At 36.1% G+C, this 21,429-nt stretch carries 16 protein-coding genes; 14 read left to right on the top strand and 2 right to left on the bottom strand.

All coding sequences use genetic code 11. The annotated features are described in order from the left end of the window. Positions 1–28: 28 nt before the first annotated feature. Positions 29–1,723 carry a lysine--tRNA ligase gene (gene lysS, locus FUA48_RS00590; protein ID WP_147581627.1) on the bottom strand — a complete coding sequence of 565 codons (1,695 nt, stop codon included), beginning with the start codon at positions 1,721–1,723 and terminating at the stop codon, positions 29–31. A gap of 137 nt (positions 1,724–1,860) precedes the next feature. Here lysS and FUA48_RS00585 point away from each other — a divergent pair, with 137 nt between their 5' ends. Together FUA48_RS00585 and lipB are read left to right on the top strand one after the other, a co-directional pair. Continuing rightward, a complete protein-coding gene (locus tag FUA48_RS00585) occupies positions 1,861–2,595 on the top strand; it encodes a hypothetical protein (RefSeq protein WP_147581626.1) in 735 nt (244 codons plus the stop codon). A gap of 93 nt (positions 2,596–2,688) precedes the next feature. Beyond that, a complete protein-coding gene (gene lipB, locus FUA48_RS00580) occupies positions 2,689–3,417 on the top strand; it encodes a lipoyl(octanoyl) transferase LipB (protein WP_147581625.1) in 729 nt (242 codons plus the stop codon). On the opposite strand, the gene FUA48_RS00575 is transcribed toward lipB, so the two are convergent. Then, entirely contained in the window at positions 3,418–4,023 is a 606-nt protein-coding gene (locus FUA48_RS00575; protein ID WP_147581624.1) for a ribonuclease HII, read from the bottom strand. A gap of 198 nt (positions 4,024–4,221) precedes the next feature. Here FUA48_RS00575 and FUA48_RS00570 point away from each other — a divergent pair, with 198 nt between their 5' ends. The 12 genes from FUA48_RS00570 to FUA48_RS00515 all read left to right on the top strand — a co-directional run bounded on the left by FUA48_RS00570 (position 4,222) and on the right by FUA48_RS00515 (position 21,420). Beyond that, a complete protein-coding gene (locus FUA48_RS00570) occupies positions 4,222–6,165 on the top strand; it encodes a S8 family serine peptidase (protein ID WP_147581623.1) in 1,944 nt (647 codons plus the stop codon). A 221-nt stretch (positions 6,166–6,386) separates the two neighbouring features. After that, positions 6,387–8,321: a S8 family serine peptidase gene (locus FUA48_RS00565; protein WP_147581622.1), complete on the top strand. Its 1,935-nt coding sequence runs from the start codon at positions 6,387–6,389 to the stop codon at positions 8,319–8,321. A 244-nt stretch (positions 8,322–8,565) separates the two neighbouring features. Further along, the gene (locus FUA48_RS00560; RefSeq protein WP_147581621.1) at positions 8,566–11,625 is read left to right on the top strand and encodes a SusC/RagA family TonB-linked outer membrane protein; all 3,060 of its coding nucleotides are present in this window, start codon (positions 8,566–8,568) and stop codon (positions 11,623–11,625) included. 11 nt (positions 11,626–11,636) lie between these two features. Next, on the top strand, positions 11,637–13,124 hold the full coding sequence (locus tag FUA48_RS00555; protein WP_147581620.1) for a RagB/SusD family nutrient uptake outer membrane protein: 1,488 nt from the start codon (positions 11,637–11,639) through the stop codon (positions 13,122–13,124). Between the two features lie 18 nt (positions 13,125–13,142). Next, complete coding sequence (locus tag FUA48_RS00550) at positions 13,143–13,994, top strand: hypothetical protein (protein ID WP_147581619.1); 852 nt, start codon at positions 13,143–13,145, stop codon at positions 13,992–13,994. Positions 13,995–14,012: 18 nt separating this feature from the next. Beyond that, positions 14,013–14,870: a hypothetical protein gene (locus FUA48_RS00545; RefSeq protein ID WP_147581618.1), complete on the top strand. Its 858-nt coding sequence runs from the start codon at positions 14,013–14,015 to the stop codon at positions 14,868–14,870. A 102-nt stretch (positions 14,871–14,972) separates the two neighbouring features. Then, on the top strand, positions 14,973–16,940 hold the full coding sequence (locus FUA48_RS00540) for a putative porin (RefSeq protein ID WP_147581617.1): 1,968 nt from the start codon (positions 14,973–14,975) through the stop codon (positions 16,938–16,940). Between the two features lie 78 nt (positions 16,941–17,018). Continuing rightward, entirely contained in the window at positions 17,019–18,380 is a 1,362-nt protein-coding gene (locus FUA48_RS00535) for a pyridoxal-phosphate dependent enzyme (RefSeq protein WP_147581616.1), read from the top strand. Positions 18,381–18,427: 47 nt separating this feature from the next. Next, positions 18,428–18,940: a 3'-5' exonuclease gene (locus FUA48_RS00530; protein WP_147584929.1), complete on the top strand. Its 513-nt coding sequence runs from the start codon at positions 18,428–18,430 to the stop codon at positions 18,938–18,940. Positions 18,941–18,980: 40 nt separating this feature from the next. Further along, entirely contained in the window at positions 18,981–20,249 is a 1,269-nt protein-coding gene (locus FUA48_RS00525; RefSeq protein ID WP_147581615.1) for a DUF2851 family protein, read from the top strand. Between the two features lie 43 nt (positions 20,250–20,292). Further along, on the top strand, positions 20,293–20,520 hold the full coding sequence (locus FUA48_RS00520) for a PspC domain-containing protein (protein ID WP_129751638.1): 228 nt from the start codon (positions 20,293–20,295) through the stop codon (positions 20,518–20,520). Between the two features lie 21 nt (positions 20,521–20,541). Further along, positions 20,542–21,420 (top strand): ComEA family DNA-binding protein, encoded by an 879-nt coding sequence (locus tag FUA48_RS00515; RefSeq protein ID WP_147581614.1) that lies wholly within the window; start codon positions 20,542–20,544, stop codon positions 21,418–21,420. Positions 21,421–21,429: the final 9 nt, after the last annotated feature.

Raw genomic sequence — 21,429 nt, 5'->3', positions numbered from 1 at the left:
TCCTTTTTTTGTTTATATATTAAGGATGTTATCCTTTAAATTCTACAGTTTTTATGTCGCCTTCTACTACCACTCTTACAAGTCCGTGTTTTGAAAGGCCTTTCATTGCAGCATCCCATTTTTTACCACTTAGTCCGGCTTCTGCTTTAAGGGCGTCTAATGCTAATGATGTACTTGCTTTAAGTATCTCTGCAATAAGTTTTTCGTCTTCCGTAAGCTCAGGGCCTTTTTTCTCAGGTCTCATTTGAGGGAAGAATAATACTTCCTGAATAGACTGGTTGTTGGTTAAGAACATTATTAACCTGTCCATACCAATACCAAGTCCAGATGTAGGAGGCATACCATATTCTAAAGCTCTAAGGAAGTCAAAGTCTATAAACTGACCTGCCTCATCATCACCTCTTTCGGCAAGTTTAAGCTGAGCTTCAAAACGCTCTCTCTGATCAATAGGGTCGTTAAGTTCAGAATAAGCATTAGCTATTTCCTTACCGCAAACCATAAGCTCAAAACGCTCTGTAAGTTCCGGATTTTCACGGTGCTCTTTACAAAGTGGGCTCATCTCTTTTGGATAGTCGGTAATAAATGTTGGCTGTATAAAATTACCCTCACATTTCTCACCAAAAATCTCGTCGATAAGTTTTCCTTTACCCATAGTCTCATCAACCTCAATACCCATACCTTTAGCAGCTTCAAAAATCTCTGCCTCAGTTTTTCCGGTAATGTCAAAGCCTGTAAACTGCTTAATGGCATCAGTCATGGTAACTCTTGCATAAGGAGCCTTAAAATCTACAGTGTGCTCGCCAAATGTAGCTTTGGTAGTTCTGTTAACAGCTGTAGCACAGTGCTCAAGCAGGTTTTCGGTAAACTCCATCATCCAGTTGTAGTCTTTGTAGGCTACATATATCTCCATTGCCGTAAACTCAGGGTTGTGTGTTCTGTCCATACCTTCGTTACGGAAGTTTTTACTAAACTCATACACACCGTCAAAACCACCTACAATAAGCCTTTTAAGATAAAGCTCATTTGCTATCCTCATGTATAGAGGAATGTCAAGTGAGTTATGGTGCGTTACAAACGGTCTTGCCGCTGCTCCTCCCGGTATAGGCTGTAATACAGGGGTTTCTACCTCAAAGTAACCTTTGTCGTTAAAGAAGCTTCTCATGGCGTTAAAAAGTTTCGTTCTCTTAACAAAAACTTCTTTAACCTGAGGGTTAACTACTAAGTCTACATAACGCTGACGGTAACGTAGTTCAGGGTCACTAAAACTGTCGTATACTTTTCCTTCTGCATCTGTTTTAGGCATAGGAAGCGGACGAAGTGTTTTACTTAAAAGAGTAAAATCGCTTACACGAACTGATTTTTCTCCAACCTGGGTGGTGAAAAGAGTACCTTCCACACCAATAAAGTCACCAAGGTCAATAAGTTTTTTAAATACTTCGTTGTATTTTGTTTTATCCTCATCAGGACAAATTTCATCTCTGTTAATGTAAATCTGTACACGGCCTTCGCTGTCCTGTATTTCGGCAAAAGACGCTTTACCCTGAATACGGAATGACATAACACGTCCGGCAATAATAACCTTCTTACCTTCAGCAAAATCTTCCTTAACCTGTTTAGACGTGTGGTCTACAGGAAATAAATTAGCGGGATACGGATTGATGCCGAGATTTCTCAGCGAGTCCAGTTTTTCTCTACGGATGATTTCTTGTTCTGAAAGCTGCATGATTATTAATGTTTTTAAGCCCGCAAAGATAATCATTATTAACAAATAATCAATTTGCATTTTTAACTGTATCAGGACTTTTTGTTAGCTTTTAAAAAAGATTATCTTTGGCTCATTAACAAAACAAACACCTTAATATGAAAACAAAATTACTTTTAGCGTTCAGTCTTTTCTTGTCACTGTTTGCTACTTCCTGCAACTTTACAGAAACACTGGTTATAAACGAAGATGGTAGCGGTACCATGACATTAGCTATGGACGCCTCTCAGCTAATGGCTATGGCAGGTGAAGAAATGACAAAGGAAACAGGAGGTGAGCGTATGGATACTATTATAAATTTTAAGGAACTTCTTGAAGAACATAAGGATAGTATTGCTATGCTGCCTGAAAAGGAAAGAAAGATGATGCAGGCGTTTTCTAATATGAAAATGAAAATGTTGATGGATCCTGCTACAACCGAATTTAAATTTGATATGATAACGGATTTTAAAGGAGTTAACGAACTTCAGGATATGATGAAGCTTATGAAGGAAGTTAAAAATATGCAGGGAGGAGCCAATGAGCAGGATGGTATGCCTGATGCTTTTAAAAATGATTCGGAAGTAAGCTATTTTTATAATGGTAAAAAGTTTATTAAAAAAATAACTATGCCTGCCGAAATGAAACAAATTCCTGATAGCCTTGCAATGTATATGGCTATGTTTGAAAGTTCTAAATATGTAATGAATTATAAGTTTCCTAAAAGAATCAAGTCGGTGTCAAATTCTGCTGCCATAATTAGTGAAGACAGAAAATCAGTTACCGTTACATATACTCTTAGCGATTATTATGTTGATCCTAAGAATATGGGGATTGAGGTAAATTTCGAATAAATTATATTTATACAGAATATTTAAGAGGTGCTTTAAGCACCTCTTTTTATTGGTTTAAGTTTTGTAATTTTGTAGTCAACTTATTTTACTGCTATGAATAAACAAGTAAAGTTCCTGGATTTAGGAATGAAAGATTACAAAGAGGTGTGGGATTTTCAGGAAAGCCTTTTTAGCGGGATACTTGATGTAAAGATTAAAAACAGGAGGGAAGAGCGTAATGATGATACGCCTAATTACCTGTTGTTTACACAGCATCCGCATGTTTATACATTAGGAAAAAGCGGGGATATAGAAAACCTGTTGCTTAATGAAAAGCAGCTTGAAAGTAAAGGGGCTACTTTCTATAAAATTAACAGGGGAGGGGATATCACTTATCACGGTCCCGGTCAGGTTGTAGGATATCCAATATTAGATCTTGAAAATTTCTTTACTGATATACATAAATACCTGCGCTTTTTAGAGGAAGTGATAATAAAAGTAATGGCCGACTATGGTCTTAACGGGGTTAGGAGTGAAGGAGAAACCGGAGTATGGCTTGATGTAGGTACTCCTTTCGCACGAAAGATATGCGCTATGGGTGTTAGAGCCTCAAGATGGGTAACTATGCATGGTTTTGCTTTTAATGTAAATGCTGATTTAGGTTACTTTGATAATATTATTCCGTGCGGAATAAAGGACAAAGCTGTAACCTCGCTAAATGTTGAGTTAAGAGTTGATAAAGTTGATGAGGAAGAGATAAAGAAAAAAATCCTTAAGTACTTTGTTGAACTTTTTGAGGCAGAGATTGTAAATGCCGAAGCTGAACTACTGCTTAAGGTTTAATTATAATCCAAAATCCAGTTCTAACTGATCTGGTAATAGCCTGAATGATTTACGGTGGTATTTGGTAATGCCATATTTTCTAATCGCTTCACGGTGCTCAACTGTTGGGTAACCTTTATTTTTTTTCCAGTTGTACATTGGGTATTCTTCATGAATACGGTTCATGTATTCGTCTCTGTAAGTTTTGGCTAAAACAGAAGCTGCTGCAATACTTAAAAACTTACTGTCGCCCTTTACTATACAACTATATGGAATGTTGTTTACGGGTTTAAATCTGTTTCCGTCTACTATAATGTAATGAGGTACAGGCTCAAGTTTAGTAATACATTCCTGCATTGCTCTTATTGAGGCATTTAAAATATTTATTTCGTCAATAATGTCTGGCTCGATGTTTGTAACATGATAACAAAGAGCCTTTTGTTCAATTAAAGGACGAAGGAGGTCTCTGGTTTTTTCGGTTAATTGTTTAGAGTCGTTAAGTAATTCTAATTCAAAGTCTTCCGGTAAAATAACAGCTGCTGCGGTAACCGGGCCGGCAAGGCATCCTCTGCCTGCTTCATCTGTACCTGTTTCAATCATGAACTCTGAAAATTTTAATGATAACATAAACCGAATTGTTGCTTTTTTTCGTAAATAACTATACGCAAATGTAGTTTAGTTGCGTTAAAATTAAAATTAATACTAGTTAATTTATATTTATTTATATTTTTGCGAATCTTATTTTCAAGTTGTTAGAAGTTTGGCTTTTTGAAAATGAGTTTATCTATTGATTGATTTGTTTATTTTAAATTATTTAAAACAGTTATGAAAAAAAATACTGTATCAGCTTTTTTGTTGTTGTCTTTGGGGCTTGTTGGCTTAACAGCTAGTGCTCAAACAACTCCGGAAGCTAAGGCTAAAATTACATCTCGTTATAATCAGGCTGAGATTAGCAAAGTTCGTGCAGAGCTTAAAGATTATAATGAAAAAAACCATAAAAGAACCCTTGAGCTTGCAGAAGCAAACGGATGGCCTCTTATGTTAGAGTATAAAAAAGGTCAGTATAGCTATCTTAGTGGTGTTACAGATCTTGATGAGCCTATCTATAAAGCAAGCGATAATAATTTTGGTCCTTCCAGTTCAACTATTACGGCTCGTGTTAATCATTTAAGATCGGGTGGTAGCCTTGGTCTTGATCTTGAGGGTCAGGGTATGGTTGTAGGTATGTGGGAAATAGGGGGTCCCCTAACTTCACACGAACAGCTGGTTGGAAGAATTACTTCTGGAGATAATGGTACTGCTTTTAATGGTTCTACTCAGGATGCATTAAATAGTTCAGGGCACGCAACTCACGTTGCCGGTACTCTTATAGGTTCAGGTAATGGTGATGTAACAGCTAAGGGTATGGCGCCTCAGGCAACTCTTGTAGCATACAATTCAAATCAGGATAATATAGAAGCTCTTGATGCTGCAACTGAAGATGGACTTTTGGTTTCAAATCACTCTTATGGTATTCCTTTGGCAAACGCAGCTTCATGGATGCCTGGTGCGTACTCCTCTGAGAGTCGTCAGTGGGATCAGGTTCTGTATGCAGCTCCTTATTATCAGGCGGTTATTTCTGCAGGTAATGACAGAGAAGCTGAAGAGAATGATATACTTATAGGTAACAAAACATCAAAAAATCCAATTATAGTTGCTGCTGTTGATGGTGTTGCAAATTATAATAGCCCAAATGATGTTGACATGTCTGATTTCAGTAGCTATGGTCCTACAGATGACAGAAGGGTAAAACCGGATATCTCTATGAAAGGTGTGGCAGTACATTCTGCTTATCCTGCCGGAGCTGCGGGAAGTTCTACTTTTGGTAGTGGTTATGCTGAACTTCAGGGTACATCTATGGCATCTCCGGGTGTTGCCGGTGCATTGCTTTTATGGCAACAGCATTATATGGATCTTCATGAAGGAACACCTATGCGTGCAGCTACATTAAAGGCACTTATGATAAACAGTGCTGATGAGGCGGGAAGTTTCCCTGGACCGGACCAGAAGTTCGGATGGGGACTTATAAATTCTAAAAAGGCTATAGAGACCATGAATGGAGCTGGAGAAACTTCAATTGTTGAAGAGCTTGTTCTAAATCCGGGAGAAACCTATACAAGACAGATTATTGTTCAGGGTGATCAGGATTTAAGGGTTACTGTTGTTTGGACAGATCCTGCGGGTACATCAACAACGACTGCTAACGATCCGACTATTAAACTTGTTAATGACCTTGATGTTAGGGTAAAGGCTAGTGGAGATATATTTCCGTATTTACCTTGGGGATTTGGTGATTTCTTAGGATTTGGTGCTGTAAAAGCTGATAATATAAGAGATAATGTAGAAGATGTATTAGTGGAACAAACTGAAATCACTCCTGGTACATATACTATAACTGTTACTCATAAAAATACACTTCAGGGTAATCAGCCTCAACAGTTTTCACTTGTTGTAAACGCTGTAACTGATGAGCTTAATGTGAGAGATTCTCAATATAACAATGTTTCAATTTATCCTAACCCTGCAACTGATGTTATTAATATTCAGTTAGGTTCTGGTGTTCAGGGTACTGAAGGTAGTGTTGTAATGTATGACTTACAGGGAAGGATTGTTAGACAATTCAATACCTTAGTTGATAAGGTTGATGTTTCATCATTAAACTCTGGTATGTATATTTTAAATATTGAATATGACGGATATACAGAGTCTAAAAAAATAATGGTAAAATAATTTTATTATAAAATTTATTCCATAAACAAAAAAGCTGCCTAAAGGCAGCTTTTTTGTTTATAATTAAGGGGTAAATGAATATTTAATATTTATAAGTTGATTTAAAAATTTTGTGAAATTTTTAACAATTGATATTTTTTTAATAATTTTTTACGTTATTTAAGTATTCTTAATTGAATTTAAATTATTCCAACTAAAAAATTAATCAAAAAATTATTGAAATGAAAAAAAATACTTTATCAGCTTTTTTGCTGTTGGCCTTTGGTTTTGTGGGCTTGACGGTAAATGCTCAAACGACTCCGGAAACTAAGGCTAAAATTACAGCGCGGCATGATAAGGCTGAAATTGCCAGAGTTCGTGCAGAGCTTAAAGAGTATAACGAGAAGAATCATAAAAGAACCCTTGAGCTTGCAGAAGCTAACGGATGGCCTCATGTGATAGAATATAAGAAGGGACATTATGGCTATCTTAGTGGTGTTACTGATCTTGATGAGCCTATCTACAAAGCGAGTCATAATAATTTTGGTCCTTCCAGTTCAGCTATTACAGCTCGTGTTAATCATTTAAGATCGGGTGGTAGCCTTGGTCTTGATCTTGAGGGTCAGGGTATGGTTGTAGGTATGTGGGAAATTAGAGGTCCCTTAACTTCACATGAACAATTGATAGGAAGAATTTCTATAGGCGATAATGTTGCTTTTAGCAGTTCTACTCAGAATGCGTTAAATGACTCAGGACACGCGACTCACGTTGCAGGTACTCTTATAGGTTCCGGTAATGGAGATATTACTGCTATGGGTATGGCGCCTCAGGCAACTTTAGTGGCGTATGATTATATAGAGGATGATGAAGAGGCTCTTGATGCTGCGGAAGATGGTCTTCTAATTTCCAATCACTCTTATGGTGCAGTTTTGGAGACTGCTCCTCCATTTTTGCCGGGTGCCTACTCGGCTGAAAGTTGGAAGTGGGATTTGGTAATGCATGCGGTTCCTACTTATCAGGCGGTTATTTCTGCCGGTAATGACAGAGTGGCCGAAGAGAACGATTTGCTTATGGGGAACAAAACTTCAAAAAATGCTATTGTAGTTGCTGCTGTAGAAGGTGTTGCAAATTATAATAGCCCAAGTGATGTTGATATGTCTGATTTCAGTAGCTATGGTCCTACTGATGACTGGAGAATAAAGCCGGATATCTCTATGAAAGGTGTTGCGGTACATTCTGCTTATCCTATTGGAACACAAGGTTTTAATATCGGAAGTTATTATAAGGATATGCCTGGAACATCTATGGCATCTCCCGGTGTTGCGGGTACATTGCTTTTATGGCAGCAACATTACATGAATCTACATGATGAAGAATCTATGCTTGCGGCTACTTTAAAGGCGCTTATGATAAATAGTGCTGATGAAGCAGGGAGTTTTCCCGGGCCTGACCAGAAGTTTGGATGGGGGCTTATCAATTCGAAAAGGGCTATAGAAACCATAAATAATAATGGTGAAACTTCTCTTATTGAAGAACTTGTTCTAAATCCCGGAGAAACAATTGAAAGAGAGATTGTCGTTGATGGGAATCAGGATTTAAGGGTTACCGTGGTTTGGACAGATCCTGCTGGTGATCCAACAACGACTGCTAACGATCCGGCTATTAAACTTATTAACGACCTTGATGTTAGAGTAAAGCGTAGTGGAGATATGTTTCCATACTTACCATGGGGTTTAGGCGAGTTCTTAGGTTTTGGGGCTGTAAAAGCTGATAATGCAAGAGATAATGTTGAGGACGTACTAGTGCCTCAAAACGAAATTACTCCTGGTGTATATACTATAACTGTTACTCATAAGAATACTTTAGAGGGAAATTTGCCTCAGCGTTTTTCGCTTGTTGTTAATGCAGTAACAGATGAGCTTAATGTGGGAAGTTCTCAATATAATAATGTTTCAGTTTCTCCAAATCCGGCAAATGATGTTATTAATATTCAGTTAGGCTCTGGTATTCAGGGTGCTGAAGGTAATGTTGTGATGTATGACTTACAGGGAAGAATTGTTAGGCAATTCAATAGCCTGGTTGACAAGGTTGATGTTTCGTCATTAAACTCAGGTATGTATATTTTAAATATTGAATATGACGGATATACAGAGTCTAAAAAAATAATGGTAAAATAATATTTTTGTAATAAAGTTTATTTACGTTTAATTTATTGAAAAGCTGCCTTTAAGGTAGCTTTTTTTGTTTTAGTTAAATTTTATACGCAACCATTTAACATTTTTTGTATCTATTAATCATATGATTTGCAAATTTTTAATAGTGCAATTTTTCTTTGATTTAACATTATTATTCCGAAGTAATATTTGTTTTATTAATAAATTATTAAGAAGTTTGCGGTTAACTAACTCAAATTAATAAAGTATGAGATCGAAGTTTACTTGGATTATGACGCTTTTATTAGCGTTGACATTTAATTTCTCTTTTGCGCAGGAGAAAGTGGTGAGTGGTACGGTGTCTGATGAAATGGGCCCGTTGCCAAGTGCTAATGTTTTTGTAAAAGGAACACAGCGCAGTACTCAAACTGATATTGATGGTAAATTTTCCATTAGTGTTAATCAGGGAGAGGTTTTAGAGTTTTCTTACACAGGTTATGAAACGAAAGTTGTAACTGTAGGTGCTGAAAACACTTATAACATGATTTTAGCTGAAGGTACTACTCTAAAAGTTGTTGTAAAAGACGTTTATAGGAGTATAACTAAGGAGAAATCAGCAATGGCAGTTGTAGGTATTTCTGCAGAAGCTATTGAAGACAGGGCTAATGCTTCAGTGTTACAGAGTCTTCAAGGACAAATTGCCGGTTTAAATATTGGTACCGGTTCAGGACAGCCCGGTGCTGATAGTACAATTATCCTTCGTGGTGTTGGTAGTATCAGTGGTAACGTAGAGCCATTATTCGTGATTGACGGTATTCCTGTTGATGAGGATGGTTTTAGAAGCTTAAACCAAATGGATATCGAAGATGTTCAGGTTTATAAAGATGCGGCTGCAACTTCAATTTACGGTAACAGAGGTGCTAACGGTGTAATTGTTATTACTACTAAAAGAGGTAGTCTTGATCAAAAAATGCAGTTTAGGTATACTTCACAATTTGGTTACAGTGAACTTCAGCCTCTAAATATGGAGCTAATGAATTCAAGTGAATTGTTAAGTTTCCAAAACAGAGTTGGTCAAGGTTTAGGAGCAGAGCTTACAGATGCTGAAAGAGAATTGTTAGCTAGACAAAACAATACTTACTGGACCGATATTTTCTTTAGAAAAGGTGTTACTAAGTCTCATAACTTAGCTATAACTACAGGTTCTAAAACTACGAGTAACTTTACTTCATTAGGTTACTTTGAGCAGGAAGGTATTTTTATGAATACTACATTCAAGCGTTTCAGTGTTAGAAATAACTTTAGTGGTAGATCTGAGAATAATAAATTTAATTATTCATTTAATTTTAACGGTAACTTCTCCAGGTCAAAAGGTATAGATGGTGCAGGTACAAATGCAGTATTCTTTGCTCCGTTTAGAGCTGCTCTACACGGTTTACCATACCTTAGCCCATACGATGCAGATGGTAGCGTAACAAACGATGGAGGTCTTACTCCTGGTGATGCGGGTGCTATTACTGTTGATAAAGTTCCTTATGTATTATTGAACTCTGCTAAAATGAATACTGATGTCGAAGATGAGATCAAGATTTTAGCTGGTTTCTCTGCTGACTGGAATTTTGCTAAGCATTTAACCGCAGGTTTCCAAATGGGTATGGATTACTCAGGTTTCAAAACACTTGAAATCCTTCATCCAAACAGCTTACTTGGTCCTTTCCAGGTTGATGGTACAAATGGTACTCAATTTGGTGGTACACAAACTGAATCTTCTACAAGAGACTTTAGATTTAACTCTGTAACAAGATTAAACTATAACAATACTTTTGCTGAAAAGCATACACTTGATGCAACTTTCTTTGTTGAGTACAATAAATCTCATTATGATGGTATTGGTTTCAATCAGTTAGGTCTTGATCCAAGGCTTGTAGGTACTGATGCGGCATTCATTCCTGGTACTACTGTTGAGGGTGATAACCAGCCTTATATCCCTACTTTGACTTCTTTTAAAGTTTCAGAAGGTCTATTCTCTTACTTTGCTAACTTTGATTACGATTACGAAAGTAGATTTGGTTTAACAGCTACTATTAGACGTGATGCTTCATTCCGTTTCGTTGACGATAACAAATGGGGTACTTTCTGGTCAGTAGGTGGTAGATGGAATTTAGATAAGGAAGAGTTCCTTAAAGGAAAAGGTGTTGATCTTAAAGTGAGAGCTTCTTACGGTACTTCTGGTAACCAACGTATAAACAATGCTCAATACTCTGCATTAAACTTAACTCGTAGTTTATATGGTCAGGGTGGTAACTATAATGGTTCAGTAGGTACTGTTCCTACTCAAATTGGTTATACTGATTTAAGATGGGAAGAAACAGCACAAACTAATATTGGTGTTGACTTCGGTGTATGGAATAATAAACTTTCAGGTAGTGTTGATGTTTATAGAAAACGTACTAACGACCTATTCCAATCAACTCCTGTATCTCCGGTTAATGCAACAAGTTCTATTGATACCAACATTGGTAACCTAGAGAACAAAGGTGTTGAGTTAACTTTAAAGTATACAGTATACGACAAAAACGGATGGAACATTGTTCTTAACGGAAATACTTCATACAATAAAAACTTTATCAGAGACTTACCGGATAGCTACAACGGTCTGGTATTTAACGGTGGTTCAACTTCATTAATTGAAGGTGAGGCTATTAATACATACTATATTGTTAGATATGCAGGTGTTAACCCTTCAAACGGTAACCCATTATTCTATACTGCTGATGGTGGTTTAACAGAAACTCTTGATGATTCTGACCGAGTTAATACAGGGAAATCAAGCTACCCTGCTTGGCAAGGTGGTTTTGGAACTTTAGTTACTTACAAAGGTTTCGAATTTAGTACTCAGTGGAGCTACTTTGCTGACCTATACAGAAACAACCTTGACTACGCAGAGTTAGAAGAGACTAACATAATTGATGACGGATCTAACAGGGTTTCATCTACAGCTACGGTATGGCAAAATGTTGGTGATATTACTTCAGTTCCTAGAGTGGGTAACCCTTACGGAGCTGTAGATTATATCAACTCTACAGACAGATACCTTGAAGACGCTTCTTTCTTAAGATTAAGAAATGTTTTATTAGGTTACTCTTTCAGTAAAGAAACTCTTCAGGACTTACCAATTTCAGGTTTAAGATTCTTTGTTCAGGGTGAAAACCTACTTACTTTCTCTTCATACAGAGGATGGGATGCTGAAGCAGGTTTCCGTACTACAGATAGGGGTAACTATCCTACTCCTAAGATTTATACTCTTGGAGCTGTTATTAATTTCTAAAAAAAATAACTATGAAAAATATATTTAGAATAAGTTTATTGGCTTTATTTATAGGGACAGTTTCCTGTGAAGATGCTACAGACATAATTCAGGAATCAGAACTTTCCGAAGATGTTGCTTATCAGACAGTTGACGATTTACGTAGTGGTTTGATAGGTGTTTATGCTGCCTATGGTCCTGATTCAGGAGGAAATGGTGCAGGTAATTCTGTTCTTTTTAACGACCTTTTTACAGATAACCTTAAAAGAGGTGCATCTAGTTCAGGTCAGGGTAACCAGGTTTATAGCTTTATTATGCAACCGGGTACAGGTTTCCCAACTTCTATTTGGGGTAGCAGATATTCTGTGATTAACTTCGCTAACAGGGTTTTAAGAGCATGGGATAGAATTTACCCGACTCTTGAGACTGAGGCTGAAAGAAATGATGCAAATGAAATCAAAGCTCAGCTTTTAGCTATGAGAGGTTTTATGCACTTTGAACTTCTTCAGTATTTTGCTCCAAGTTACACTGATTTAAGTCAGCCAGGTGTTATTATTATGGATTTTGTTCCGGAAATTACTCAGGTATTCCCTCGTAATACAGTTGGTGAAGTATTTACTTTTGTTGATGGTGATTTAGCGCAAGCTGCTCAACTAATGGGAGATACATTTGATACTTATGAGTCTTACTCTTCAGCTGATTTAGAAGAGGTATTCTATATTAATCCGGATGTAATTAAAGCTATGCAGGCCAGAGTTGCTTTATTTGAAGGTAACTATGGTGTAGCTGAAACTTTAGCTAATGAGCTTGTTCAGGCTCACCCTTTAGCAGAACTACAGGCGTACCAAAATATGTTCCTTTCTGACGATTTAAGTGTTTCAGAGCAGATTTGGAGTTTATCACGTCGTTTAGGTAACAACAGATTAGTTGCTTTATATGCTGCTAACGGAGCTGGTGGAGACGGTAGCCCATTCTTTGAAATGTCTAACGGTCTTTACAACCTTCTTTCTAATAATGACGTAAGAAAGCTTGTTCTTTATTTTGGTGATGAATCAGAATTTGTAGCTACAGATTCTCCTGAGAACTTCCTTCTTATTGGTAAATATCAGGGTACACCTGACGGAGCTCAGATTAATGACTTTAAAGTTTTCAGATCATCTGAAATGCAACTTATCAAAGCTGAATGTGAAGCTCGTGGAGGTAATTTAACAGCTGCTGCAAATTCAATAAAAGCTTTAAGAGATAAAAGATATATTAATGATGCTCCGGCTCCGGTTTATGCTAATCTTGACGCTGCTTTAACTGATATCCTTTTAGAGAGAAGATTAGAGCTTGCTTTTGAAGGACACAGATATCTTGACCTTAAAAGGTTAAACAGAGGTATTAGCAGAAACGGTACAGACTGTGCTTCATTCAGTGCTCCATGTGAATTAAATCCTGGTGATTATAGATTTACATTACCAATACCTAATACTGAAATTAGCGCGAACCCTACGATTGAACAAAATCCTGGTTACTAAAATTAAAACAAAATGAATATGAAAACATTTTTCAAAATATTATTACTGGCAGCAGTAGTTACATCTTGTGATGATGTTGAGCCAACGATTTTTCATGGCGATGATCCTGCTGAACAAACCTTCCTTTCTTTCTCTAGCGGAACATATTCTCTTCCGATTGAAAGAGATGCAACAGGTACTAGTACTATAACTCTTTCTGTTAGTACAATTGCTACTACAGATAGAACTTATAATATTGAAGTTATTGCTGGTACAGCAAATCCTGCAACTTATTCAGTGCCGGCTTCTGTAACAGTTCCTGCTGGAGAATATCTTGCAACATTTGATTTAACAGGAGCTGATAATGGCTTAGTTGATGATGTTATCAAGTCTTTCCAGATTAAACTATCTGAGGCTGATATTACTGATGAGTCTCTTGGTTTTGCTGAAGCAACAATTAATGTTTATGAAGTTTGTCCTTTACAAAGTCCTTTCTTAGGAGTTTACAAAGTGTCTTCAGACTCAGCATTATTTAATGCTAATCCTTTTGGTGACAATACTAATATTGTACTTGAAGAAGGTTCAAATCCATATGAAAGAACATTTGTTGCTAATGGTTATGTAGGTTACGGATCTGCTCAGAGAATTGCAATAAACTTTCAGTGTGACTATTTAAACTTGGGTAACGCTATTAATACTCAGGTTGGTTGTGGTGAAGAAGATGAGGATGGAAATCCTATTTCTATTTGGTTTGAGCCAGCTGACAGAGAAGATCGTGCTTCTTATAACACATTTAATGATGCTAATTTTACAATGAGATTCATTGAAAATGCAAGAGGGGCTTGTGAAGCACCGTCTCCGCTGAATTCAGCTACATTTGTTAAACAATAATTAACGACGTAATTAATTATGAAAAAATTTATATACGGTATATTAGGTTTGGCGGCTTTATCATTAGCTAGCTGTGATTATCACGATCCAAACGACGGTAAATTCGGTGGTGAATCATCTGCAGGATGGGTTCAATTTGAAGAGGATGGTGTTAGCTATCTAAATGCAGTTCAGGGAACTGAATCAACAATAGAGGCTACAATTCCTGTTGTTATTAAAAGTGTGGACTTAATTGACTTAAGTGGAAATCCTGTAACAAATAATCCTGTAAATGAAGGATTAACAGTTAATTATACTGTTGAAGATATTGATGGTTCATCTTCTTTCATTAGTATTCCTGGATCTGTTTACATTCCAAAAGGAGAAGTTAGTGCGAATATCACTTTTACTATTCCTGCTTCAGCTCAAATTTCATGTACAGAGTTTAAGGTTACATTGACTTCTACAAGTAACTCTAATGTAACTATTGGTTTTGAAGATAATAATATTGTTTCTCAAAACTTTGTTGTAGGTGCTTATGATATCAATGCTATGGTAGGTACTTATGATGTATTAGAGGACGGTCAGTTCCAGTATACATGTAATGTTGCTTTAGGTGCTGAGCCTAACTCGTTAGTTATTTCTAACTTATATGATACTAATCCTGCTTCTCAAACTACTATTTATGTTAACGAAAACGGTACTATAACTTTCCCATCTCTTCTTGATAACTTTTTATTTACAAGTGGTCAGGTAGGTGATGTATATGTTCAGGGTCTTGATGGCTACTTTACATGTAAGAATGGTGGTACTATTGAGTTTGACTTTAACCTACGTTATGGTACAAACCAAGCAACTACTGTTGGACCGGTTAATGTTGTAATGACTAAGCAATAATATTATATTTTATATATAATTTAAAAACCCGCTGTTAAGCGGGTTTTTTTATATGTTTGTTTAAAGCTAAAAAATTATCTTTGTCCAAATTATCAAAGCCCGATGCTAAAGAAGTTTATTATTTTTTTTATGTTGCTTTTTCCTGTTGTATTGTTTTCGCAAATAAACAATAAGAAAGGATTAAAGTCTGCCGGTAATACAACATCTGAAAATAAGATGCAGATGTCTGACAGTAATACCAATTCAAAGCGAGGGATTAAGAAGGAAAAAGATACTATTGCTACTGTTGATATGTATAAAATTATCACACTGGATAGGGATACTACTTATGTTGATACATCGCTAACAGTGCAAAATGATTATAAGGTTAATTATCTAAGAAAAGATAATTTTGGCTTACTACAGTTTCCTAATATCGGACAAACCTATAATATTCTTGATTATGGATTGGTAGATCATAATCCGTTTCCGGAATTTGGTTTTAAGGCTAAACATGCTGCTTATATGGAGGTAAACGATATTAATTATTATAACGTTCCTACTCCTTATACTGATTTATTTTACAGGTCGGTTCTGTCTCAGGGACAAATGCTTGATGCTTTTATTACTTTAAATACTTCAGAAAACCTAAACTTTGCAGTTGCCTATAAAGGTCTACGCTCTATTGGTAAATATGTAAACTCTATTTCAAGTAATGGAAACTTCAGGTTTATTACAAGTTATAATACTAAAGACAAAAGATATAACTTAAAACTTCATGTAACAGCTCAGGATATATCAAATCAGGAGAATGGGGGTATTATAGATTCTGATCTTTTTGAGAGTGGTGATGCGCTTTATACTGACAGAGAAAGGTTGGAAGTGTATTTTGAAGATGCTTCTTCTTTACTAAAAGGGAACAGGTATTTTGTTGATCATACTTTTAGGTTAAGTAAGAGCAATCCTAATAGTTTGCTGTTGCATCATCAGTTTAACTATGAAAATAAATCATTTACTTATACCCAGCCTACTGCGAGTGAAAGGTTCGGTCCATGGTATACGTCAAACATAAATAATAAAACCAGATATAACAGAATGTATAATATGGTAGGTGCAGCCTATACAAATGACAATATAGGGACACTTGAGTTTTATGTAGAAGACTATACGTATAACTACTACTATAACAGGGTTATATTGGGAGATAACTTTGTGCCTAATTTACTAAACGACAGGGTCGATACTTATGGTGCAAGATATACTTATCAAAAAGGCAAGCTAAAAGGGTCAGTTCTTTTCTCAAATTCTATTACAGATCAGTCGCTGGCTAATATACAGGCTTCTGCCAGATATAAGTTTAATGATGAAAATGAGCTTAGCTTCAGGTATCAGAACATGAATAAGTTACCAGATCTAAACTACAGGCTTTATCAGAGTAGTTATGTGGAATATAACTGGTATAATGAGTTAAAGAACGAAAAAATAAACAACTTTGAGTTTGAGGCAAAGACCAAATGGATTACTGCTTCTATGCAGTATACAGTGCTAAAAGATAAATTATATTTTGAGAGGGTTGATGTAGCTTATGATCCGGATGATGTTGAACCTTTAATTGTAAAACCTGCTCAGTTTGACGGTACAATTAACTACTTCTCAGTAAAAGCTTCAAAGGATATTAAATTTGGAAAGTTTGGCCTGGATAATACATTGCTTTATCAAAGTGTGTCACAAAGTGATGCAATTTTAAATGTACCTGACTTTACTACCAGAAATACTCTTTATTTTTCCGATTACCTGTTTAAAAAAGCATTGTTTATCCAGACAGGGGTAACCTTCCAGTATTTTACAAAATACTACATGAATGGATATAACCCGCTTTTAGGAGAGTTTTATGTTCAGGATGAAAAGAAGATAGGAGACTTCCCTTTAATGGATTTCTTTATCAATGCAAAAGTGAAACAGTTTAGAGTATTCCTTAAGGCAGAACATTTTAATTCTTCTTTCTCAGGGTATAATTATTATTCGGCACCTACTTATCCTTATAAGGATTTTGTTATCCGTTTTGGGGTTATCTGGGATTTCTTCTCTTAAGATTCTGTCATTTAACTGTTTTTTTAAGCTTTATCTAATATCTTTGTCCTCAAATTTGAGGCAACATTTACTATTATAATGAAATACGCAAAAAACATACTTGAAACCATTGGTAATACACCTTTAGTAAAACTTAATAAGCTGACTGAAGATATTGAAGCTTTGGTTTTGGCAAAGGTTGAAACTTTTAATCCGGGCAACTCTGTTAAGGACAGGATGGCTGTAAAAATGATTGAGGATGCAGAGGCTGACGGTCGTTTAAAACCGGGAGGAACTATTATAGAAGGTACTTCGGGAAATACAGGTATGGGACTTGCTTTAGCGGCTATTGTTAAAGGGTATAAGCTTATTTGTGTTATTTCAGACAAGCAGTCTAAAGAGAAAATGGATATTCTTAGGGCTGTTGGAGCAAAGGTGGTGGTTTGTCCTACTGATGTTGAACCTACCGATCCACGCTCATATTATTCGGTGTCAAAAAGGCTTGCGGAAGAAACGCCTAACGGATGGTATGTTAACCAATATGATAATCCGTCTAACGCGGTTGCTCACTATGAGCAGACAGGTCCTGAGATTTGGGAACAGACGGAAGGAAAGATTACACATTTTGTAGTAGGGGTAGGTACAGGAGGTACTATATCTGGTGTTGCAAAATATTTAAAAGAGAAAAACCCTAATATCAAGATATGGGGTATTGATACTTATGGTTCGGTATTCAAAAAATACCATGAAACCGGAGTATTTGATGAGAATGAAATTTATTCTTATATCACAGAAGGTATAGGTGAAGATATATTACCTAAAAATGTTGACTTCTCCTTAATTGACGGTTTTACTAAAGTGACTGATAAAGATGCAGCGGTATATACCAGAAAACTGGCTCTTGAAGAAGGCATATTTGTAGGTAACTCTGCCGGGGCTGCTATAAAAGGATTGCTTCAGCTGAAAGAGAACTTTAAAAAGGATGATGTTGTTGTTGTTTTATTCCATGATAGCGGAAGCCGCTATGTGGGTAAGATGTTTAACGACGACTGGATGCGTGAAAGAGGCTTCCTTGACGAGGAAATTACTAAAGCAGAAGATTTAATTAAAGATCATGCGGATAAACCTCTTGTGGTAGTAAGAACCGAAGAATTGGTATCGCATGCCATAGAGCGTTTACGTAAATATAAAATATCACAAATACCTGTTATAGACACTAATGGCTTTATAGGTTCGGTTGATGAGACAGACTTATTCAGAAGTTATGTAGAAGATAAGGATATAGCCGAAAAACCAATCAGGGAAGTAATGGGTAAACCATATCCTGTAGTACAGGCTAATACCCCAATTGAAGAAGTGTCTAAGCTAATCAATAAAGATAATCAGGCTGTATTGGTAGATTTAGGAAATGGTAAGCACCATATTATAACCAAGCATGATATCATAAGTTCGATAAAATAATTTGACTATATTTGAAAAGAGCCTTTATGGCTCTTTTCTTTTTTAATATGAGTACGTTTACAGCCATAGATTTTGAAACAGCAACCGGTTATGCCCATAGTGCCTGTGCAGTAGGTATTGTAACTGTTGAAAATGGTGAAATAACTGAAGAATATTATACCCTTATCCAGCCACCTGAAAATGAATACTGGTACAGGAATATAATGGTACACGGTATAAAACCTGTAGAGACTCTTGATATCCCAACTTTTGATGATATTTTTCCCGAAATACAAAAAAGGCTTTACGGTAGGAAGATTGTAGCACATAATGAGGCTTTTGACCGGAATGTGCTGATAAAGACCATGAGATACTACGGATTGTATTATGACGAACTGGAGCTGGCAGATAAATGGGAGTGCACCTGTCGTATTTATAGGGCAAAAGGCTATAAGCCTGCTAATTTAAAATATTGTAGTGAGCGCAACGGTATTGAACTTAATCACCATGAGGCATTGTCTGATGCTAGAGCCTGTGCTAAACTTTATTTACTTCATAATAATCAGATAAAGCTTTTTTAAGATTTTTCTTTACTTTAGGGGTTTATAACCACACCCTAAAATGAAAGAAGATTTCCTCCACTATTTATGGCAGTTCAAAAAGTTTGATCTGTTGAATCTACATACTACAAAAGGAGAAAAAATAGAGATACTTAACTCAGGGCAATACCTGCAACAGGCAGGGCCTGACTTTTTTAATGCACAGCTTATAATAGGTACACAAAAATGGGCAGGCAATGTGGAGATACATTTAAAGTCTTCCGATTGGTATGTGCATAATCATGAACGTGATGCCGCTTATGAAAATGTGGTACTTCATGTGGTATGGGAACATGATACGGAAATCTTTAGAAAGGATAATACTGAGATTCCGGTATTACAATTAAAGGATTATACAGATAAAAACCTTGTAGATAGTTACCGTTCGTTAACTGCTCCCAAAACCTGGATATATTGTGAAAAGGAGTTAGCTACGGTAAACAGTTTTGTTTTTGCCAACTGGAAAGAGAGATTATTTTTTGAGAGGCTTGAAAGAAAATCTCTCCCTATATTAGAACTGGCAAAAGAAACGTCAAATGACTGGGAGGCTGTTTTGTTCTGCTTTTTGGCTAAGAACTTTGGGTTAAATACAAACGGAGAGATTTTTTATAAAATAGCAAGGTCAATTCCGTTTTCTGTTATAAGGAAAGAAGGATTTGAGGCAGAAAACCTTGAAGCACTATTTATGGGTAGAGCAGGAGTGCTTAAAGGAGATAAAGAGGATGTTTACTATAAAGATTTACAGGCAAGGTACAATTACCTCTTTACCAAATACAGGTTTGAAGAAGTCTATATAAACGAACTGCAGTTTTTTAAACTGCGCCCCGATAATTTCCCTACTATACGTCTGTCGCAATTAGCACAGTTATATCATTTGCATCAAAACCTATTTTCTAAAATAATAGAGGCAGATTCGTTAAAAAGTATTCATGATATTTTAAGGATTCAGGCAGGAGACTATTGGCAAACCCATTATCAGTTTGATAAAGAAAGTACGAGAAAAAGAAAAACCCTTTCGTCGTCATTTATAGATCTGTTGGTTATTAATACAGTTATCCCGTTTAAGTTTGCTTATAATAAATATGTAGGCAAAGAATCAGACGAGGAAATGATTACCCTGCTTCAGGAAATAGCGCCTGAAAAGAATGCTGTTATCGATAAGTTTAGATATTATAAAGTTCCGGTAGAATCGGCATACGATAGTCAGTCTTTATTGCAATTAAGGAATGAATACTGTGCTTATAAAAAATGTATGCAGTGCGCTTTAGGGTTAGAGCTTATTAAAAGCTGATAATACTAACTTTTTGTTTAAATTTGGAGTTCAAATTCTATTTATGTCATTTGTAACAAACATCAGACACTTTTTTGAAAGACATGGTTTTCGTGTGTCAGCCCGTCTGGCCGACAGGCTGGGTATGCGTGCTACAAACGTAAGACTGTTCTTTATATATATATCCTTTGTAACTGTTGGGTTATGGTTTGGGGTATATCTTACGCTTGCTTTCTGGCTTCGCTTAAAAGATGCTGTTTATACCAAACGCAGTTCGGTATTCGATTTGTAAACTTCTCATAGATTCTTAAGAATGAAAAAACCTTTCGGATTCTTTTTGCGTTTTACTAAAGGGCAACGAAAGGGTGTTATGGCTTTACTGTTCCTGATTATTATTTTTCAGGCTGGCTATTTTATATTCACCTCATTTGGTTTTTCGGGTAATAAAGAGGTTTCTCCTGAAGAGGCAGAATGGTTGTCTCATCAGGAAGAGATTGACAAGCTTAAAGAAGCGAAGTCTGTTAAGAAAGATACTATATTTCCTTTTAATCCTAATTTCATTTCCGACTACAAAGCGTATATACTTGGGCTGAATGAAGAACAGCTTTATAAACTTACAGCATTTAGAAAAACCGGGGCTTATGTTAACTCTTCCGAAGAGTTTAAGGGAGTTACCGGCATACATGATACTTTATTGATAAAGCTAAAACCTTACCTGCGTTTTTCTCAAAAACCTGATGTTATGGTAAGTAAGGGAGAGGCGAAAGAAAAACATGTAAAAGAAGAAGGGTTTAAAGTAATAGATATTAATATAGCAACCAGTGAACAATTGCAGGCCGTATATGGTATAGGGCCTTATTATGCCAAGTGTATTGTAGAAAAAAGGGAACAGCTTGGTGGTTATGTGAATATGAATCAGCTGGATGATTTTGGAGATGTTCCTGCTAATTCTCTGCATGATATATACGATAGGTTTGCAGTAATAACGCAGCCAGAAGTAAACACCATAAATGTAAATACGGCTTCTTTACATCAACTTTCAAGATTTCCTTATTTTAATAAAGATTTAGCCAGAGCAATTATTACCCAACGCAGCATGTTAGGAAACTTTTCTAAAATTGAGGATTTGTTAGAAATAAATGGTTTTCCTGTTGAAAAAGAAAAAATAATTGCCTTATATTTGGAATTCTAAAAAAAAAAT

The sequence above is a fragment of the Flavobacterium alkalisoli genome (assembly GCF_008000935.1).
In the GTDB taxonomy this organism is placed as follows: Bacteria; Bacteroidota; Bacteroidia; order Flavobacteriales; family Flavobacteriaceae; genus Flavobacterium; species Flavobacterium alkalisoli.
Note: the sequence above shows the minus strand (reverse complement) of the source record. Positions and strands in the feature narration are given on the sequence as shown.